The 16,989-nt window shown below is 58.7% G+C and carries 14 protein-coding genes, 1 tRNA gene and 1 pseudogene; 11 read left to right on the top strand and 5 right to left on the bottom strand.

Features of this window, described 5'->3' with window-relative positions; genetic code table 11:
• Positions 1-29: 29 nt before the first annotated feature.
• The 3 genes from C4J94_RS01635 to C4J94_RS01625 all read right to left on the bottom strand — a co-directional run bounded on the left by C4J94_RS01635 (position 30) and on the right by C4J94_RS01625 (position 4,649).
• Entirely contained in the window at positions 30-1,751 is a 1,722-nt protein-coding gene (locus C4J94_RS01635; RefSeq protein ID WP_124384701.1) for a ShlB/FhaC/HecB family hemolysin secretion/activation protein, read from the bottom strand.
• Between the two features lie 238 nt (positions 1,752-1,989).
• The gene (locus tag C4J94_RS01630) at positions 1,990-3,597 is read right to left on the bottom strand and encodes a glycosyltransferase family 39 protein (protein WP_124384700.1); all 1,608 of its coding nucleotides are present in this window, start codon (positions 3,595-3,597) and stop codon (positions 1,990-1,992) included.
• Between the two features lie 86 nt (positions 3,598-3,683).
• Positions 3,684-4,649 (bottom strand): arsenic resistance protein, encoded by a 966-nt coding sequence (locus C4J94_RS01625; protein WP_124384699.1) that lies wholly within the window; start codon positions 4,647-4,649, stop codon positions 3,684-3,686.
• 111 nt (positions 4,650-4,760) lie between these two features.
• Here C4J94_RS01625 and C4J94_RS01620 point away from each other — a divergent pair, with 111 nt between their 5' ends.
• Positions 4,761-5,174 (top strand): hypothetical protein, encoded by a 414-nt coding sequence (locus C4J94_RS01620; RefSeq protein WP_124384698.1) that lies wholly within the window; start codon positions 4,761-4,763, stop codon positions 5,172-5,174.
• A gap of 117 nt (positions 5,175-5,291) precedes the next feature.
• Here the strand turns inward: C4J94_RS01620 and gabP are convergent, their stop codons facing one another.
• Positions 5,292-6,683: a GABA permease gene (gene gabP, locus C4J94_RS01615; protein WP_124384697.1), complete on the bottom strand. Its 1,392-nt coding sequence runs from the start codon at positions 6,681-6,683 to the stop codon at positions 5,292-5,294.
• 556 nt (positions 6,684-7,239) lie between these two features.
• Between gabP and C4J94_RS01610 the strand changes: the two genes are divergently transcribed.
• The 5 genes from C4J94_RS01610 to C4J94_RS01590 all read left to right on the top strand — a co-directional run bounded on the left by C4J94_RS01610 (position 7,240) and on the right by C4J94_RS01590 (position 11,445).
• Positions 7,240-8,013 (top strand): ABC transporter ATP-binding protein, encoded by a 774-nt coding sequence (locus tag C4J94_RS01610; protein ID WP_124384696.1) that lies wholly within the window; start codon positions 7,240-7,242, stop codon positions 8,011-8,013.
• A 13-nt stretch (positions 8,014-8,026) separates the two neighbouring features.
• Positions 8,027-8,779, top strand: a complete 753-nt coding sequence (locus C4J94_RS01605) for an ABC transporter substrate-binding protein (protein WP_057725474.1) — start codon at positions 8,027-8,029, stop codon at positions 8,777-8,779.
• A 74-nt stretch (positions 8,780-8,853) separates the two neighbouring features.
• Complete coding sequence (locus C4J94_RS01600; protein WP_124384695.1) at positions 8,854-9,549, top strand: ABC transporter permease; 696 nt, start codon at positions 8,854-8,856, stop codon at positions 9,547-9,549.
• Positions 9,550-9,587: 38 nt separating this feature from the next.
• Positions 9,588-10,277: an ABC transporter permease gene (locus C4J94_RS01595; RefSeq protein WP_124388905.1), complete on the top strand. Its 690-nt coding sequence runs from the start codon at positions 9,588-9,590 to the stop codon at positions 10,275-10,277.
• Entirely contained in the window at positions 10,258-11,445 is a 1,188-nt protein-coding gene (locus tag C4J94_RS01590; RefSeq protein WP_124384694.1) for a methyltransferase, read from the top strand. The genes C4J94_RS01595 and C4J94_RS01590 overlap by 20 nt, the downstream gene beginning before the upstream one ends.
• Before the next feature lie 241 nt (positions 11,446-11,686).
• Here C4J94_RS01590 and bcsQ read toward each other — a convergent pair whose 3' ends face one another.
• Complete coding sequence (gene bcsQ / locus C4J94_RS01585) at positions 11,687-12,586, bottom strand: cellulose biosynthesis protein BcsQ (protein ID WP_124384693.1); 900 nt, start codon at positions 12,584-12,586, stop codon at positions 11,687-11,689.
• Positions 12,587-12,914: 328 nt separating this feature from the next.
• Here bcsQ and C4J94_RS01580 point away from each other — a divergent pair.
• The 5 genes and pseudogenes from C4J94_RS01580 to C4J94_RS01555 all read left to right on the top strand — a co-directional run bounded on the left by C4J94_RS01580 (position 12,915) and on the right by C4J94_RS01555 (position 16,988).
• A tRNA-Thr gene (locus tag C4J94_RS01580) sits at positions 12,915-12,990 on the top strand.
• Positions 12,991-13,154: 164 nt separating this feature from the next.
• Entirely contained in the window at positions 13,155-14,483 is a 1,329-nt protein-coding gene (locus tag C4J94_RS01575) for an integrase arm-type DNA-binding domain-containing protein (protein ID WP_124384692.1), read from the top strand.
• 902 nt (positions 14,484-15,385) lie between these two features.
• Positions 15,386-15,595 (top strand): annotated as a pseudogene (locus C4J94_RS01565) (integrase); the annotation flags it as partial.
• A gap of 351 nt (positions 15,596-15,946) precedes the next feature.
• On the top strand, positions 15,947-16,243 hold the full coding sequence (locus C4J94_RS01560) for an NERD domain-containing protein (protein ID WP_124384691.1): 297 nt from the start codon (positions 15,947-15,949) through the stop codon (positions 16,241-16,243).
• Positions 16,230-16,988 (top strand): hypothetical protein, encoded by a 759-nt coding sequence (locus C4J94_RS01555; protein WP_124384690.1) that lies wholly within the window; start codon positions 16,230-16,232, stop codon positions 16,986-16,988. The genes C4J94_RS01560 and C4J94_RS01555 overlap by 14 nt, the downstream gene beginning before the upstream one ends.
• The last annotated feature ends 1 nt before the right edge of the window (position 16,989 follow it).

The raw sequence follows: 16,989 nt of genomic DNA, 5'->3' as shown, positions 1-16,989 counted from the left end.
TCAGGTTCTCATTGCAGCGGGGCGTTGAATTACAGGAAGAAATCCATGCGGAAGTAGATCGGCGCTTCGCGCTCGGTGATCACGCCAGGTCTTTCTAACGAGTGGGCAAAGGTCACGCTGGTGCTGACGTGTTTGCCGCGGGCGAACAGCTCCAGGGAGTTGCTGGAGACCCGCCCATGCAGGTTGTCGTTGTAGCGGTCGTTGCTGATCACGCCCTGGTCGTAGCCGACGCTGGCGCCGTATTCGGCGAAGGCCGGGCGCATCCAGTCGAGGGTCACCGGGCGCGCCCAGCGCACTTCGTTGCGCCAGTAGCCGCCGCTGTCGCCGGTGAGCTGCTGGTCCTTGAAACCGCGTACCGAGGCCGAGCCGCCCAGGCTCATGCGCTGGGGCGAAAACAAGATGTCTTCGCTGCGTTGGCCGGTGGCCAGGCTGGAAAAACTGAACGACTCGCCCCACAGGCTGAACGGTTGCAGGTAGCTGAGGGTGGCGGTGTATTTGCGATAGCGCGAGTTCGGCTGACGTCGGCCCAGGGAATCGCGCTCTTCCTGCGACTGGGCGTCGAGCAGGCCGATGCCGCTTTGCATGCCCAGGTCGAGGTTGACGAACGCACTGCCGATGCGCCGGCCGTGGTTGATGCCCAGTTGCAGTTCGCTGAGGCGATTGCTGCTGGGCGCGGTGCGCACGTCGAGGAGGTAGTTGTTGGTGCGCAGGTGCGCCAGGCCGACGTTGACCGAGGTCTTGCTCACGTCGTCGCGATGGATTACCCGCTCGGCGCGCAGTTGGTGGTTCTGGTTGTCGCCGTCCTGCTTGAACTTGGCGTTATCGGCCACGATGTAGGTGCGGTAGTCGCTTTCGTTGTAGGTGTAACTGAAGTTCCACCAACCCCACGGCACGTTGTAGTAGAGCAGGGTATTTTTCGAGGTTTTCTGATGGTCGCTGACTGCATCGTGGCCGCCGCGCAGCATCAACTGGTCGCCCAGGCCCAGCGGGCTGTCCCACTCAAGGCCGGCGCCCCATTGCTGTTCGCCGGTGCTTTTCTGGCCGTCGTTATTGCGCGACAGGCTGGCGCGCCAGGGCTTTTGCGGCGTGTTCTTGACCACCACGTCGCTGCCGCCGACCTGGCTGCCGGGGGTCAGCTCCATCTGCGCCTGTTTGGACGGCAGGCGGTTGAGCTGGTCCACCAGTTGCTCGATTTCGCGCAGGTTCAGCGCTTCGCCGACCTTGCCGGGAAAGGCCATGGCCAACTCACGCTCGGTCACCGTGCTGCCCTCGGCGCTTTTCAGGGCTTCGAGCTTGCCTTCCACCACCAGCACTTGCAGGTGGCCGCTGGAAAGGTCTTGCTGCGGCAGGTAGGCACGGCTGGTGACGCGGCCTTTGCCGAGGTAATAGTCGGTGATGGCCTTGAGCAGTTCGTTGAGCTGGGACACACCCAGGCACTGGCCGATATAAGGCTTGAGCAGGCGCTCACGGTCGGAGGCCGGCAGGCTGTCGGCGCCTTTGAGTTCGATGTTCTTGATCGGGAAGCAGCGCGTGTCGGCGGGGGCGGCCGGGGCTTCGGGTTTGGCGGCTTTGCCGGGCAGGTCCTGGAGTTCCTGCAGGCGCCGTTGCTGCTCTTCGAGCAGGCGGTTCTGACGGTCGCGGATCAGGTCCTGGTCGCCGGGCGTGGGGGCGGCAAATGCGCTGTTCAGCGCAACACAAAACAGTAGGCAAACGCCCAGCAGCAGCCGAGTCCGTGGCAGGAGAAAATGCATGTTCGATCCGTCGAATTTCAAAGGCTGGCAAATTAACATCGAAGCATGCGATAGCCAATATCCCGACTGCCTTTTCAGGCGATCCCCTAAAGACCTACTAACTCATTGATTAAAAATATAAAAATCCTTGAAAATATTTTATTGGATCGCCTATTCCGATAGACGGTAGCGATTATCTAACCGAAAAAGCGACGACATTGTGGCTGGTTGCGCCCCCCGTGCTTTTCAAAAAAACTTCTCAGTTGAGCAAAAACACCATCAGCGGATTGTCATTCAACCGCCCCTGAAAGCTCGGCGCCAACGGTTCTACGGGTGAACCCTTCAACAGCGCAGTGTCCTTGCGCGGCACAATCACCCAGGACGGCCGGGGCAATGTGGCGAGCCGCTCCAGCTCGTTACGCCCAACGAATAGCGGCTGCTCGTCGTGGTCCAGGTTCATCATGTAGCGCACCGCCCAGGTGTCTCGGGCCAGGTCGACAAATACCAAAGGCCCCGGCTGCGCATCGCGCAACGCTTCCACCTGGCTGACGAACTGCCGGGTATCGAACTGAAGGTCCTTGGCCGGCTCGATCACGGTCACCAACAACAGCCACTGCGCCGCCAGGGCGATCATGCTGAGCCACACCAGGCGTGCGGCCCGACGCCGTGCCATCATCGCAGCCATTTGCAGCAGCACCAGCACGCCGATCAACAACGGCATCGAAACCTCGGGCCAGTAACCCTGCTTGTGCCACGCATGCCGACACACAAACAGCACCACCACGCACAGCGCCGGCAGCGCCACAACCAACCCTTCGTAACAGCGGCGCACGCCAACGAGCCAGCCTTGCGCCTGAAGCAGCCCATAGGCCGCCACCGCAGCGAACATCGGCACCATGGGCAGAATGTAATAGGCCCGCTTGAAATGCGGCACTGACAGGCCGAGCAAAATCATCAGGCCGCAGGCGCCGAGCCTTATCAACAGCTGCACCTCATCATTGGCCCAGCGCTGTGCCCAGCGATGACGTAGCGCAATCAAGGTAGCCAGCGCCAAGGGCACCACCGGGAAGTAACGGTACAAACTCAGCTGGAAATAAAAGTAGAACGGCTCTCCGGACTCATCGAGGCGCCCGCCCACCTGCATCTTGAACACCTCGTCGGCGAAGGCATCGCCGCCGCTGATGCGCGCAAGTTTCATCAGCACCCACCAGCACGCCGCCAGCAACAGCAACCCGACAGCCCCGTGAATAAGTACCTGCCTGACGCGCTCCCCCGGCCGGCCCAGCGCCCAGTACACGCAGGCAACACCACACACCTCGATCAACCCCAGCGGCCCGCGTATCGCAAAGGCCAGGATGAACAAGGGGAACACCGCCAGCTGCCTGAGCCGCGAGCCCAACTGCTCGCCACTGTGCAGCAGGTAAAAAGCGCCCACGCACAACAGCGCGACCATTTGGTCCAGGCACACCGAGCGTGACTTTTCGAGCAGCTGGGTGGTGAGCAATGTCAGCAGCACCGTCAGTAATGCCCAAGGCCGGCTGGACGGCGCCAGCAGGCGATAGACCAGGGCAATCACGCCTGCCGACGCGAGCGCGGTGGGCAGCACATTCGCCAGATGGTTGGGCGCGTCAAACAACCGGGCGAAGACATAGCTGAAGAAGGTCGCGGTGCCGGGGTAATCCGCGTACGGCTGGCCATAGGTGGTAGGGAAAAGACTCGCACCGTGGCGGAACATTTCCTGCAGGAACAGCGCCCAGCGCCCGTCAAAGCCTTGGGGCTGCTGGTCCCAGATACCCAAGGTGAACAGCAATAGGGCAATCAGAAAAATGCCCAGTGGTTCCAGGCGAAAGCGGCTGCGGTGATCCATCGGTTGACCTGTCAGGTAAGAAGCGCGGGCTTATGGTGCCGACCGCCTGCCTGAATAGCGCCTGAACGAACCTGAAGATTCATCGGTTACCGACTGCCGGGCCACACCAGGGCCGGGATCACGCGGATGTAGACCAGCTGCGCAACCAGCTCGACCAGGGTTTGCAGGATGACCGCCGTCGCAGCCAACCCACGCACGCCCTCAGGCAACGCCAGCGCCAGGGGCAACACCACCAGCGAATTGCGCGTGGAGGCGCTGAACGTCACCGCACGCGCCGTTGCCGCCGGCAGCGCAAACAGCCGCGCGGCCAACATTCCCATCAGCGGCGCCAGCAGCACGAAGCCCGCATAGACTGGCAGCACTGGCAGCAGCGCGTTGATATCCCGAACCACTGAAGGGATCTGCGAGCCGATGACCACAAACAGTACGAGGGCCATCGCCGGCACCGGCAGCCAGGCCCAGGCGCTGTTCCACCGGCTGACAAGCGCTGAGCGGCGCGCAAGCAACAGGGTCAAGGCGGCCAGCACCATCGGCGCCACGATCAGCAACAGGAACGCTTCGATAAACGGCCCGGCGGCGATCACCACCTCCGATTGCGCGCCCAGCATCAACCCCAGGTACACCGGCAGCAGGGCCAGCTGCATCAACAGCAGTAACGGCGTGGCCGCCAGCACCAGCCGCGAGTCGCCTTTGCCGATGTGGGTAAACACCACCACGTAATCGATACACGGCGTCAGCAACACCAGCAACGCGCCCACCAGCAGAGCCGGGTGGGCCAACAAGCCACGGGTCAGCGCCCATACCAGCAAGGGCACCAGGACGAAGTTGGCCAGCAGCAGCGCCACCATAAAGCGTTTGTTGCCCCAGCTGCGGCGCAGATCGAGGAAAGGAATTTGCAGGAACATCGCGTACATCAACACCGCGATGGCGGGCGTGATCAATACGCTGAGGCCTTGGGCGAATGACGGCGCAACTGCACCACAAAGAGCGGCCAGCAGGATGGCGACAAAGTAGAGGGGAATCTGGTTGCGCTCTAGGGTGTCGCGGGTCATGAGACGCTCTGGCAAGTTGCAAAGGCCTAGCCTACCCGGATTCCCTTGGGATTTGTCTCAACCTGCGCTTCAATACCCCATCCCCATTCCGCCCCCCAAGGACGCCAACCCATGGCCTCGCCGAACAAACAGCAAAAACGCGCCCAGCGCGCCAAGACCAAGGCCAAGCAAAACCGTACCCAGCGCGCCGTGGCGACCAAGCCGGATGCCTTCGCCGGCGATGACAGCCGTATCGACCTTGAGTCGGTGGATTTGACCGAGCTGTTCGTGGAGATGCGTGCTGCGGGTGAGACCAGCCAGCAGGCGTTGTGTGCAGCTTTCCTGGCGCACCCGTTGCTGGCGCTGGTGCTGGAACAGGAAGGCGAAGAGGAAGCGACCGACTTTATCCTGGCCGCGCTGATTGAATATCGGCAATGGGCCACGGACAGCGATGATGAAGCGGCCGCACTGGCGTGGATCGAATCGCCGCAGTTCCAAGCGGACTATGTCGCAGCGTCCCAGTCCCTGACGAATTCAGCAGACTGACACATACAAAATGTGGGAGGGGGCTTGCCCCCGATTGCGGTATGTCAGCCACTACATGGTTGACTGAACTACTGCCATCGGGGGCAAGCCCCCTCCCACATTTTGATCTACATTTCGTCAGTTCAGTACGGCAGCGCCCATTCTCTGGGCCTTGCGACGGCTCGCAACGAACAACCCCGCCAATACCACCAGCAGGCTCAGAATGCCCGTCGCGATGATTTCAACGCGGTGCGCTTCCTGGAACAGCATGATGGTCAACGTCCCCACGATAAACACCATCACTGCGTAGGTCAGGCCAGGGAACAGCCACATCTTGAAGACAATCTTCTCGCCCGCCGCCGTACGCTTCTGACGCATGCGCAGTTGCGACACTGCAATCACCAGATACACCAGCAAGGCGATGGCGCCCGAGCTGGCCAGCAGAAATTCAAATACCGCCGCCGGCGCCACATAGTTGGCAAATACCGCCAGGAACGCAGCACCCGTGGACAGCAACACGGCCCAATAAGGCGTGCCGCTTTTATTGGTGCGTTTGGCCACGGCCGGAGCATCGCCGCGACGGCCCAGGGAGAAGAGCATGCGCGAGGCGGTGTACAGCGCGGAGTTGAGGCAACTGGTCACGGCAACCAATACCACCAGGTCGACGATCAGCTTGGCGTTCGGGATGCCCATGCGTTCGAGCACGGTCTGGTAGGAACCCACCGCAGCCAGGGTCGGATCATTCCAGGGCACCAGGGAAACGACGATGAAGATCGACAGCAGATAGAACAAGCCAATCCGCCAGATCACCGAGTTGGTGGCTTTGGTGATTTGCTGGCCGGGGTTCTTCGATTCGGCGGCGGCAATGGTCACGATCTCGGTGCCCATGAACGAGAACATGGTGGTGAGGATCGCCGCCAGCACCGCGCCCATGCCGTTGGGCATAAAGCCCTGGGTGTCGAACAGATGCGATACGCCGCTGACCTGGCTGGTGGGCAGGAAACCGAAGATTGCCGCCAGGCCGAGGATGACGAAGCCCACAATCGCCACGACCTTGATCAGCGCGAACCAGAACTCGAACTCACCGTAGTTCTTCACACTGAACAGGTTGGTTGCGGTCAGCAGCAAGGTAATGATCAGGGTGAAGGCCCAGATCGCCACGTCGGGGAACCAGGCATGCAGGATGGTCGCCGCCGCGTTGGCTTCCAACGGAATCACCAGCACCCAGAACCACCAGTACAGCCAGCCGATGGTGAACCCGGCCCAGTGGCCGATCGCCCGGTCGGCGTAGGTGGAGAACGATCCCGTGTCCGGCGACGCAACCGCCATCTCGGCCAGCATGCGCATCACCAGGACCACCAGCGTACCGGCAGCCGCATAAGCCAGCAGCACGGCCGGGCCGGCGGCGGCAATCGCGTGGCCGGAGCCGACGAACAAACCGGCACCGATAACGCCAGCAATCGACAGCATGGTCACATGCCGCGGTTTGAGCCCCTGTTCGAGGTCATTGGAGCTTTGCGTACTACTCATTGACACACCTTTGCGAGGAATTGCGAAAACGGTTCGCCTGGCCTGCGGGCTTTCTCGTGAAAAGAAACCAACAGGGCGTTCTTTATTTTTTACGCAAGTTTTGCGCCAAAATGTAACAAAGCCGCAGTTGACGCGGGCTGTAGGACGATTCAACAGTGATCGCAAGTCTTTGAGAACAATGGCATTCCGCTATAGCGTTACCGTGCGACTCAACTTTAAAACGAACACGTGCACCAAAATCACACACAAAAAGCATGTGGCGCTCCATAAAGGCGCCGATACGCGCCGTTTACCCGGTTAACCCTTCCAACACCCGCGCAAAGCTGGCACCATCGCGCCCTTTTTTACGCGAAGCCTGTGGATTCTTCAGGTTCAAACGTCTGTTCGGTTGTTGATGGCGCGACACGCCGCTGCGCTGATGCGACACCCTGCCGCAGACCACCTGTTTACCGTCCGCAGCGCTGTTGGCTGTCATCCAAACGCTATGCTAGCTTGGCGCCTCGCCAGGAAGGCGGCCCAACAGTGCAGAACGCAACGAATACAATGAGGACCGCACATGGCTCAGGCCACGCCCGCGCTTGAAATCCGCAACTTGCACAAACGCTACGGTGAGCTGGAGGTACTCAAAGGTATCTCGCTGACCGCTCGCGACGGCGATGTGATCTCGATCCTGGGTTCCTCCGGCTCCGGCAAGTCCACCTTCCTGCGCTGCATCAACCTGCTGGAAAACCCGCACCAGGGCCAGATCCTGGTGGCCGGTGAAGAACTCAAGCTCAAGGCGGCTAAAAACGGCGAGCTGATGGCTGCCGACGGTAAGCAGATCAACCGCCTGCGCAGCGAAATCGGTTTTGTGTTTCAAAACTTTAACCTGTGGCCGCACATGAGCATCCTCGACAACATCATCGAGGCGCCCCGCCGCGTGCTTGGCCAGAGCAAGGCCGAAGCTATAGAAGTGGCCGAAGCCCTGCTGGCCAAGGTCGGCATCGCCGACAAGCGCCACGCCTACCCCGCCCAGCTCTCCGGTGGCCAGCAACAGCGCGCGGCGATTGCGCGTACGCTGGCGATGCAGCCCAAGGTCATCCTGTTCGATGAACCGACCTCGGCGCTTGACCCGGAAATGGTCCAGGAAGTACTTAATGTGATCCGCGCGCTGGCCGAAGAAGGCCGCACCATGCTGCTGGTCACCCACGAAATGGGCTTCGCCCGCCAGGTGTCCAGCGAAGTGGTGTTCCTGCACCAGGGCCTGGTCGAAGAGCAAGGATCGCCACAGCAGGTGTTTGACAACCCGCTTTCGGCGCGCTGCAAACAATTCATGTCCAGCAACCGCTAACGGAGCAACATGCATGCAGACCTATAAAAAATTCCTCCTGGCCGCGGCCGTCTCGATGGCGTTCAGCGCCACGGCCATGGCAGAAACCTTGAAGATGGGGATCGAAGCGGCCTACCCGCCCTTCAACAATAAAGACGCCAGCGGCAATGTCGTCGGATTCGACAAAGACATCGGCGACGCCCTGTGCGCCAAGATGAAAGTCGAGAAGTGCGAAGTGTATGTGTCCGACTGGGACGGCATCATTCCGGCCCTGAACGCCAAGAAGTTCGACTTCCTGGTGTCCTCGCTGTCCATCACCGATGAACGCAAGCAGGCCGTCGACTTTACCGACCCGTACTACTCCAACAAGCTGCAGTTCATCGCGCCAAAAGCCACCGCAGACTTCAAGCCCGACGCCGCCTACCTCAAGGGCAAGGTGATTGGTGCACAACGTGCGACGCTGGCAGGTACCTACCTGGAAGACAAGCTGCCCGACACCGAGGCCAAGCTGTACGACACCCAGGAAAACGCCTACCTCGACCTGACTTCCGGCCGCCTGGACGGCATCCTGGCCGACAAGTACGTGCAGTACGAATGGCTCAAGAGCAAAGACGGTTCGGCCTATGAATTCAAGGGCGACCCGGTTGTAGAAAGCGACAAGATCGGTATCGCCGTACGCAAGGGCGACCCGCTGCGCGAACGCCTGAACAAAGCCCTGGCAGAGATCAAGGCAGACGGCACCTACAAGAAGATCAACGACAAGTACTTCCCGTTCAGCATCGAATGATCTGAACGGCCTGCCCGACGCGCGCCCTGGCGCGCGTCGGCTTTTAGCAATGCCTGCCGCGATATGAAAACACCATGAATTTCGATCTCTACGGATTCGGCCCGGCCCTCGCTGCTGGCGCGCTGATGACCGTCAAACTGGCACTCACGGCCTTGTGCCTGGGGCTGGTGCTGGGCCTGGCCGGAGCTTTGGCCAAGACCTCACCGTACAAGCCGTTGCAATGGCTGGGCGGTGCTTATTCGACCATCGTTCGCGGTATCCCCGAATTACTGTGGGTGCTGTTGATTTACTTCGGCACCGTCAACCTGATGCGTGCCATTGGCGAGTTTGTGGGTAACCCCGACCTGTCCCTGAGCGCCTTCGCCGCCGGCGTCATCGCCCTGGGCCTGTGCTTTGGCGCCTACGCCACGGAAGTGTTTCGCGGCGCGATCCTCGCGATTCCCAAGGGCCACCGTGAAGCCGGTGTAGCCTTGGGGCTGTCGAAGTTTCGGATCTTCACGCGGCTGATCATGCCGCAGATGTGGCGCATCGCCCTGCCGGGCCTGGGCAATCTGTTCATGATCCTGATGAAAGACACCGCGCTGGTATCGGTGATCGGCCTGGAAGAAATCATGCGCCACGCGCAAATCGGCGTGACCGTGACCAAGCAGCCGTTCACCTTCTTCATGGTCGCCGCCTTCATGTACCTGGGCCTGACCGTGCTGGCCATGACCGGCATGCACTTGCTGGAAAAACGCGCCGCCCGCGGCTTTGCAAGGAGCGCCCAATGAGCGGTGATTACAGCTGGCTGTCGCATTTTGACCTGGGCCTGAACTGGGCCGTGATCATCAAGTGGCTGCCCAAACTGGCCCAGGGCGCAACACTGACCTTGGAACTGGTGGCAATCGCCGTAATTGCCGGCCTGCTGCTGGCGATTCCTCTGGGCATCGCACGCTCTTCGCGCCGCTGGTACGTAAGCGCCCTGCCCTATGCCTACATCTTCTTCTTCCGCGGCACGCCCTTGCTGGTGCAATTGTTCCTGGTGTATTACGGCCTGGCGCAGTTCGACAGCGTACGCGGGAGCTTCATGTGGCCGTACCTGCGCGATCCGTTCTGGTGCGCCACTGCCACCATGACCCTGCACACAGCCGCCTATATCGCCGAGATCCTGCGCGGCGCGATCCAGGCCATTCCCCCGGGCGAGATCGAAGCGGCTCGCGCCCTGGGCATGTCCAGACCCAAGACGCTGTTCTACATCATCCTGCCCCGCGCCTCGCGTATCGGCCTGCCGGCCTACAGCAACGAAGTGATCCTGATGCTCAAGGCCAGCGCCCTGGCCAGCACCGTGACCTTGCTGGAACTGACCGGCATGGCCCGCACCATCATCGCGCGCACCTACCTGCCGGTGGAGATCTTCTTCGCGGCCGGGCTGTTCTACCTGCTGATGGCCTATGTGCTGGTGCGCGGGTTCAAACTGCTGGAAAAATGGCTGCGCGTCGATGCATGCCAAGGACGCTGAGGCACGCTTCCAGGCACTGGATGCGTTTCTGATCGAGTACCAAGGGCTGTGGCGACCACGGCCCTTTACCCATCTGCAATTACCCTGGGAAGCCGAGCATCCCGCGTTGGCGCACTGGTTACGCCAGCGCTCGCTCGAGGATGCCGAAACCAGTCACAACCACCCTCACGACCTGCCGGCTCCCGCGCCTTTTCCACAACTGGCCGCCCAGGCGCTTCAACTTGGCGCTGTGGATAAGTTGCCGACACACCCGCTTGCCCTCGCTCGCCATCGCCTGAACGTCGACGTTCCGGGCCGCAAATGGCAGCAGATCGAAGCCTTCGGCGCCGCCCTGAATTTCGCCACCACGCCCAGCCATTGGCTGGACTGGTGCGCCGGCAAAGGCCACCTTGGCCGCCGCGTGCTGCAACCCGGCCAGCAACTGACCTGCCTGGAATACGACCCGACCCTGATTGCCTCAGGCAACGCCTTGAGCGAACACCACGGCCTGCCCGTCACCCATCGCCTGCAAAACGTGATGGCCGATGTGGCGATCAGCCCCGACCACACACCCATCGCCCTGCATGCCTGCGGCGACTTGCACGTGCGTCTGCTGCACCTGGCCAGCGCCGCCGGCTGCAAGCAACTGGCGCTGGCGCCGTGCTGCTACAACCGCATCGGCGCCGACCGCTATCAAGCGCTGTCCGCGACCGCGCGCGCCTCCGCCCTGCAATTGTCGGTGGATGACCTGGGCCTGCCGCTGAGCGAAACCGTCACAGCCGGCACCCGCGTGCGCCAGCAGCGCGACACCTCAATGGCCCGACGCCTGGGTTTCGACCGGCTGCAAAGACAGTTACGCGGTTGCGACGAATACCTGCCCACGCCGTCCCTGCCCGCCGCGTGGCTGGACAAACCCTTCGCGGATTATTGCCGAGAGCTGGCAAGCCTCAAGGGTTTATCCACAGGCGAACAGGATTGGGGGGCGCTGGAAGCATACGGCTGGCGTCGCCTGGCCGAAGTGCGAAACCTGGAACTGGTCCGAGGCCTGTTTCGCCGCCCGCTGGAAATGTGGCTGGTGCTGGACCGGGCTTTATTCCTGATGGAACAAGGCTACGACGTCGAGCTAGGCAGCTTTTGCGAGCCGACCCTCACACCGCGCAACTTGATGGTGCTGGCCCAGCGCGATTAAGGGGCAAAATTTCCTACAGACGCCTGTGGATAACTCTGTTGATGAATTCTTTACAGAGGCTGTAGCTATAAGCGCTACAGACCAAAAGTGGTGCTGTTCATTTTTTGTTCAGAAAATAAAACGCACACAAAACAGGCAGTTGCAGCGTGTTGAGAACCGCTCCACAAAATGGCCGTTTCGTGACAACCCCCACCAACCGATTGTGCATAAGCATCAGGCATAAACCGTATAAACCGCGCTTTCACGCGGTTTTCTTAGGCGCCTTCAACAGCAGGCACAGCGCATTGATGTCGTCACTGGCAAGCCGCTTCGTGACGTTATCCAACGGGTCAGCCGCAAAAGCCAACGCCTCGTTGATCGCCATGTCACTATGCACCTCCAGCGGGTCTTGGCCAAGCCGATGCTTGAACGCCTCGACCATATCCAGGCTGAAGGCATTGCTTTCATCCACCTGATTGACCACCACCTGCACCACAGGGGGGCATGGGCATTCAAGATGCGGGGCGAGCAGCGTGTCCAGATGATCCAGCGTGCCCAGGCACGCAGCGTCCGGCTGCACAATGACCAGCACCACATCGGCGACGCTCAGCGCCTGATGAAAATAGACATTATTACCGGCGGGAGTATCGATAATTACCGTCTGCCGCTCGCTGAGGCCCAACGACCCAAGACGCTGCGCCAGCCAACCGGGCTCATGCTTGAGCCAACGCTCCAGGTTCTCCTGCTGCTGGATATCGATATCGCCGAAGGTGATCACCTGGCAACCGGCAAACCCCAACTGCTGCAGCGGCCCCCATTGCCCATGCTCCAGACTGGTGCGCCCGATACCCGGCAAGGTGGAACTGACGCCAAAGTGATGGTGCAAGGCATTTTGCGGGTCCAGATCCAGCGCCACCACCGACTCGCCATGACGCTGCAGGCCGCTGCTCAATGCTGTAACCAGCGTGCTGCGCCCGACGCCGCCATTGATAGACACCAACGCCACTATTTTTGGGCGCAACTCAGGCGTATCCAGCGGTTGGAGAAAGTGATGGGATTCTTCAGGGACACTGCCGAAAAAGTGCATTCGCGCATTGATGCCATCGGCATCATGGGTGACGTCTTTGCCAAACAACGCCAGGATTTCACTGCTAAGGCTCATAGCCTGCTCCTCACGACGCAGCTTAAAGACGTGAAGCTCGGCAAGCGCGGGTACTTACCGCAGGTCTTTTTATAGGCGCCCTTTGTTTGGGCATTCTGTGGGAAGCGGTGGAGAGTGTCATTATTTTGATGTTTTTATGGATTGATTTTTAGATGAACGGTAACAAGTCAAATAAATGGCATTTTATGAACGTATTTCTGAGAGTGTTTTCAAGCAGTGACAATGCGCAAAAACACGGTGATCGGGGAAAACCGTAGGGTTTGCAAAAATAGTCAGAATTCAGGGGTTTACAGAACCTTTTCAATCGCTATAATCGTCGCCCTAACACGCCGGTATAGCTCAGTTGGTAGAGCAACTGACTTGTAATCAGTAGGTCCCGGGTTCGACTCCTGGTGCCGGCACCACATTAGGCTCCATTGCATTCCACCGAGTGCTCTGGAAGCCCCGAAAACCCGCCCTTTGGCGGGTTTTTTCGTTCCAGGACCCTCTGTCGGGATCCAACAAAATCCCCCTTCCCCGAGGGTATGTTAGGGGTACTGCGATCTCCCGGTCAGGAGCGCGTACCCCTATGCCACGTCTAGCGATCCCCCTCAGCGACCTGCAATGCCGCACGGCCAAAACCCGCGAACGCGCCTACAAACTGTTCGACGGCGGCGGCATGTACCTTTTCGTCAAACCCAATGGCGTGAAGACCTGGCGCTTGAAGTACACCAAGCCCAGCGGCAAGGAAGGTACGCTCATCATCGGCAATTACCCCATCGTTACCCTTTCCGTCGCACGGCGTAAGCGAGACGAGGCCAAGGCATTGCTGCTCGACAATCTCGACCCAATGGAAGAAAAGAAGAAGGCCAAGATCGTAGCCCAGCGGGCGGCACTGCTTTTCGAAACCGTTGCTCTGGAGTGGCACGCCGATATGTCCCGTCGCTGGACCGAAGGCCACGCAAAAACCGTAATGAGCCGACTGCGCACCCACGTCTTCCCGCAGATCGGCCAACGGCCCATTGCCGAGCTCGATACCCACGACCTGCTAGAGATCACCCAGCGCATCAAGGAACGCGGCACTATGGATGTGGCGTTAAGGGTACAGAACTACTTATCCACCATCATGCGCGGGGCCAAAAGGGCTCGGCAGATCACCCTGAATCCTGCACTGGATCTGGCAGGCTCGATTCACGCGCCGCGCACAGTCCATCGCCCGGCCCTCTCCCTCAACCGCCTACCCGAACTGCTACACCGTATCGACAACTACAACGGCCGCGAGCTGACGCGCCTCGCCGTCCTGCTGACGTTGCATGTATTCGTCCGCTCCAGCGAACTGCGCTTCGCTCGATGGAGTGAGTTCGACCTCCAACGCGCCATGTGGGAAATCCCCGATACACGCGCACCGATTGAAGGGGTACGCAACTCCACACGCGGGACCAAGATGAACGGCGACATTCAAATGGTTCCGCTATCGCCGCAGGTCATCGAAATACTGGAGCGCCTGCGCAGCCTGAGTCGCTTTTCAGAGTTGGTGCTACCGGGCGACCACAAGTATTGGAAGCCCATGTCCGAGAACACGGTGAACACCATGCTCCGCAACGTCGGCTATGACACCAGCAAGGACGTATGCGGCCACGGCTTCAGGACCATGGCCTGTAGCGCCCTCCTGGAGTCCGGGTTATGGACCGACGCAGCCATCGAAAGACAAATGAGCCACAAGGAACGCAACCGTGTGCGCGCCGCGTATATCCACAAGGCTGAATTCCTCGAACAGCGTAGGCTAATCATGGCGTGGTGGAGCAACTACATCGACGCCAACCGCCATGGGCATGTGACGCCCCACGAATTCGCTCATCCGGTCGGCGACAACATTACCGCCCTACAAAATAGCCGTGGCGCATCCAAACGTGGGTAAGCCAATAAGATCACCGCAGTCCGCCCTTCCACGCGGGTCCATCCAAGCGGGGCTGCAAAGCCGCCCTGCTTGGATGGACCTCATTTAAAAAATCTAAAGCCCACGTAACTGTCTGTGGAAAACCACGGATTTCCACCGGTGGATAATTTTATCCACAGCCGCAGAATTCCCGAAAATTCGAGCCTTGACCCAAATTATCCACAGGCGTAGAAAAGATCGGGCAAGCGCTGTCGTTGATAGCAACCCAGGTAGCCAGAACCTTTAAGGCTACGCCACACCGTGGTGGTTCTCCCAAAGTGCGATTAGCGTCCGGCAGCTCGCACGGTCACTCACCGAGTGATGGATGCCTACTTCAGATCATTGCCATTGCGGCAAATACATCCCCCTACCCAGCTGCCCTGCAGCAACCTATCCGCTTGGTCATTCCCGTGCGCCAACCTGCGCCCGTCTCTTTCTCCCGGAAAGAGACGGGCGCTCCTACCACTGCTGCAGCCCAACTCGTACAAGGCTTTGCGGCATTCCCCCTCGTGACAATCGGCGTGACAAACACCGAAGTCACCAGCAACAGCGATGTAGATGATGGTGCCGCAGCCTACGGAATGGACTGCACCTGACTGACAGTCAGGCATGCCCCGGTCATCGCATTCCTGCCTTCACCCGACTCAAGATCTCACGGCGTTGGTCTCGTCAGCCAATGCAGCCTCCACCCGCCCACCGGCATCGGTGTTCAGGAGGCCAGATCATGAGATGCCCAAGCTCCCGGTCGTAAAGAGCCGTCAGTCCCGCGTTAGTGGACAACCCTCACAGGTCGCAGGGGCCTTGATTCCTGATAACACTCAACATCCTAGGCGGGATGACGCGGGGAAGGTTTCAAAGATTTTGGCTTCGAGAGGAGTTTGATCATGGCGTTGCTCGGTAAACGAGATGGGCGCAATTTTGGCTATGGTCGGCAGTTGAGCTATGCCGGGCCGCAGGCATTACGGGATCTGTTTGGCGATGGGCATTACCGCACGGTGAAGGCGCACAGTGATCGCTGGCAGGTGTTTGTGCGGTGGTGTCGGTCGGAGGATGGGCTAGGTTTTAACGAAGCACGACAGATTGATCGGCAGAGCTAATTGGATTACGCCGCTTACCTATATGGTTTAATCGAACACGATGCTAGGTCCTGTAGACCGGAAGACCCGGCAGCCAGCTTGATGGCCGTGAGCGCGGCTTGAGGAACGCATTAGGGCCGCCCAGTACATGCGCCCTTCTACTGCTATTGGCCATCTGAGCGACCTTATGGAGCTGAATTACTTTGGTGTTGCACGTTGCACCCAGTATCAGATCAATGGCACAGGCCTTGCGTCAGGCTAAATCTAAACGCGACCACACACCTTCTCACCATCGAGTAATACTAACGTGCCATTACTCGAAATTTCGGTAAGATGCGGGTGGATAAGGATTTCTGGAAAGGTTGCAAAATGGACTTCACCCCTATCATCGCCCAGATCTCGGGCATACCGAACTGGATTTTTCCGGGCGCATTTTTTCTCGCTCGGCTCAAGCGGCAGCTAGGCCAAGGCTATCACGGTGAACTTTCGGTGCGACTCCTCGCCCGGAAGGCGGGCAAGCACATCTATCTCCAGCTGCACAATCTCACTCTAAATACGTTAGGCGGCACGACGCAGATCCACCGATTTGTTGAAGAGGTCTGGCCATGGCAGCGTCCCCCTATTACCAAGCGAAAAAACCTGGACTATAAAAATGCTTCCAGTTGAAATAAAGCTAATATCTTCCACACACGAACTACATGTCATCAATATAGAATCGTTAGATACCAAAATAACTAAATATCTTGATGATTTTTTGGTATCGATATGTGAAGGCAGCTCTGATAGCGAGCTAGACCTTGTTAAAATAAGGCTGAGAAAATTTCTGGAAGATAAAGATACCAATACTCGAATGGGAGCAGCCGCGGAGCTTTTTGCTCATTTATACTTAAGAATGATTGGTTACAAACAGGAATTCCTATTCTTTAATCTAGAAGAAGGATCAATAAAAAAAGGGTTTGATGGTTTTTTCTCTAAAGATGCTGAAACCTATCTACTTGAAAGTAAATCCGGCTCTATATCCAGTAAAAGAATCAGCCACAAAGATAAGCTTAAACACGCCTACTCCGATTTAGAAAAGTATGTTTCTGGAAAAAGTGAAAAAGGTAAAAACAACCCATGGAAGAATGCCTACAACCATGCCTCCCATATAGATGTAGGAACGGAAAAATCAATCAGAAAGAAGATTAAAAATCTTCAGGATATGTTTGACCAAGGAACCTTTAACAAGATAACCGAATTCAATATCATCACATGTTCAACGATATTCCTAAATGGCGCGTGGGACTCAACAGCAAGTACTGAAATCTTAAATGATAACAGCTTCGTATTAAGCTTTGACGGAAAAACGATTAAAGCTATGTGCTTGACAAAATCTAGCCTAAATAGCTTTGTTGAATACCTGGAGAAGTAAA

Source organism: Pseudomonas sp. R5-89-07, from assembly GCF_003851685.1.
GTDB lineage: Bacteria > Pseudomonadota > Gammaproteobacteria > Pseudomonadales > Pseudomonadaceae > Aquipseudomonas.
The sequence above is the reverse complement of the archived record's forward strand: the minus strand, read 5'-3'. Positions and strand labels throughout refer to the sequence as shown.

What these genes read in the sequence shown, in the direction of transcription:
- C4J94_RS01635 (WP_124384701.1), bottom strand. Translation starts at nt 1,751, where the DNA reads ATGCATTTTCTCCTGCCACGGACTCGGCTGCTGCTGGGCGTTTGCCTA.
- C4J94_RS01630 (WP_124384700.1), bottom strand. Translation starts at nt 3,597, where the DNA reads ATGGATCACCGCAGCCGCTTTCGCCTGGAACCACTGGGCATTTTTCTG.
- C4J94_RS01625 (WP_124384699.1), bottom strand. Translation starts at nt 4,649, where the DNA reads ATGACCCGCGACACCCTAGAGCGCAACCAGATTCCCCTCTACTTTGTC.
- C4J94_RS01620 (WP_124384698.1), top strand. Translation starts at nt 4,761, where the DNA reads ATGGCCTCGCCGAACAAACAGCAAAAACGCGCCCAGCGCGCCAAGACC.
- gabP (WP_124384697.1), bottom strand. Translation starts at nt 6,683, where the DNA reads ATGAGTAGTACGCAAAGCTCCAATGACCTCGAACAGGGGCTCAAACCG.
- C4J94_RS01610 (WP_124384696.1), top strand. Translation starts at nt 7,240, where the DNA reads ATGGCTCAGGCCACGCCCGCGCTTGAAATCCGCAACTTGCACAAACGC.
- C4J94_RS01605 (WP_057725474.1), top strand. Translation starts at nt 8,027, where the DNA reads ATGCAGACCTATAAAAAATTCCTCCTGGCCGCGGCCGTCTCGATGGCG.
- C4J94_RS01600 (WP_124384695.1), top strand. Translation starts at nt 8,854, where the DNA reads ATGAATTTCGATCTCTACGGATTCGGCCCGGCCCTCGCTGCTGGCGCG.
- C4J94_RS01590 (WP_124384694.1), top strand. Translation starts at nt 10,258, where the DNA reads ATGCATGCCAAGGACGCTGAGGCACGCTTCCAGGCACTGGATGCGTTT.
- bcsQ (WP_124384693.1), bottom strand. Translation starts at nt 12,586, where the DNA reads ATGAGCCTTAGCAGTGAAATCCTGGCGTTGTTTGGCAAAGACGTCACC.
- C4J94_RS01575 (WP_124384692.1), top strand. Translation starts at nt 13,155, where the DNA reads ATGCCACGTCTAGCGATCCCCCTCAGCGACCTGCAATGCCGCACGGCC.
- C4J94_RS01560 (WP_124384691.1), top strand. Translation starts at nt 15,947, where the DNA reads ATGGACTTCACCCCTATCATCGCCCAGATCTCGGGCATACCGAACTGG.
- C4J94_RS01555 (WP_124384690.1), top strand. Translation starts at nt 16,230, where the DNA reads ATGCTTCCAGTTGAAATAAAGCTAATATCTTCCACACACGAACTACAT.